Below are 1,625 nucleotides of genomic sequence, written 5' to 3'. Positions count from 1 at the left end.
GTGGGTGCCGAGTCGACGGCGGCGGCGGGCTGGGCCTCGTCGGTGGTGGCGGCCGGCGTGGGCGTGGAGATCACGGCCAGACCGGCGACGGGGTCACCATCCACAATCGAATTGCCCTGTACGCCCCGCCGGCCGCGCAGCAGCCACCCGGCGGCCAGGCCCAGCAACAGTGCCAGTACCACTATCAGCGAGTGTCCGAAAGACCACGCCACGGCGAACCTCCCTCTCAGCTCGTTGGAAAAGTCACGAGAAAAACTCGCCGCAGCTTCGCACACGCGTATTGCCGACGACAGGCAGGATCGGCCGTCAGCGTCGCGGGTGGGACAGCCACCTCAGCCGGTGCCTGCCGGGTGACACAGCGTCGCCCGATCACGCCAGTACCCGGCCCGATGAGACCCGGGTCGGGCACGGAGCGGGTGAGGTGTGGCTCGGTCGGATGGAGCGCTCCGGACGCGATGAGACCCGGGCCCGGCGAGGACGCCGAGCCCGGGTCGGGTGGTGCCGGGTTCAGTCCCGGTCGCCCTCGTAGGTGTGGAATTCGTCGACGAACCGGCGACGGAGCGGTGGTACCCGGCTGGTCACTCCGAAGTAGCCGCGCGCGCCGAGCAACGCGAGTCGACCCACCACCGGCCGGTACATCCGGTCGTCGCCGCTGGTGCCGCTGCGGTTCAACGATTCGGCGACCCGGGCGAAGCCGTACGGCGCCATCACGGCCTCGTAGTCGGCGACCGCCTGGAGCAGCGTCTTGTCGCCGGCGGTGGCGCGGCTGAGTTGTGCGCAGAGCAGGCGGGCGTCGCGCAGCGCGGTGTTCGCCCCCACGCCCCGACCCGGGGTCATGGTGTGGATGGCGTCGCCGAGCATGGTGACGGTGCTGCTCTTCCAGGGCGGCACCGGCTCGGATGTGGACACTTTGATCGGTAGGGCGCTGGCCGGGTCCGCGTGGGCGAGCAGTTCCCGCAGGTGCGGGTGCCAGTTCGCGGTGAGGTCCAGGGCGACCTGCACCAGGTCCTCACCGCGGCGTTCCATGATGTCGGTCGGGAACCGGTTGGCCGCACTCCAGATGATCAGGTTGATGTTGTCGGTGGTGGTGTCGTGGGCCAGGCCGGGCCAGTCTCGGAGCAGGGCGGCGTCGGGCTCGCTGACGCCGGGCTTCATCGCGCGTTCGGCGTCCCACTTGAACTCCATGACGTGCAGCACGCCCATCATCCCGCCGACGCCGAAGATCAGTGAGATGCCCTGCTGGACCCGCTCCGGAATGAGACCGCGGGTGTGCGGGGTCAGCGGGATGCGGGTGGCGATGTTGATCGTCCCGGCGTCGCGGGTGACGGCGTGTGGCAGGTACTGGCGGCGTACGGCGGAATGGGTGCCGTCGGCCGCCACCAGCAGGTTGCCGGTGGCGCTGGTGCCGTCGGCGAAGTGCGCGGTGACAGTGCCGTCGTCGCGCTGCTCGTACCGGGTGAAGGTCTTGTCGAAGTGCACCACGTCCTCCAGGCCGGTCAGTAGCACCTGGCGCAGCACCATGCGGGCCATGGCCGAGCCTCTACCGCATCCCGTACGGCGGTCAGAACGAGCCAGCGATGCGGGCCATGGAGGGCTGGGTCATCGAACGCCCGCCGTTCCGGGGC

Annotated in this window: 2 pseudogenes; both read right to left on the bottom strand. The window is 70.2% G+C overall.

From position 1 onward, the window contains the following. Positions 1–212 (bottom strand): annotated as a pseudogene (locus ABZ749_RS34930) (hypothetical protein); the annotation flags it as partial. Between the two features lie 295 nt (positions 213–507). Beyond that, positions 508–1,530, bottom strand: a pseudogene (locus ABZ749_RS34925) (FAD-dependent monooxygenase); the annotation flags it as partial. Between the last annotated feature and the right edge of the window lie 95 nt (positions 1,531–1,625).

Source organism: Micromonospora sp. NPDC047753, assembly GCF_040642735.1.
Classification (GTDB): Bacteria; Actinomycetota; Actinomycetes; order Mycobacteriales; family Micromonosporaceae; genus Micromonospora.
The sequence above is the reverse complement of the archived record's forward strand: the minus strand, read 5'-3'. Positions and strand labels throughout refer to the sequence as shown.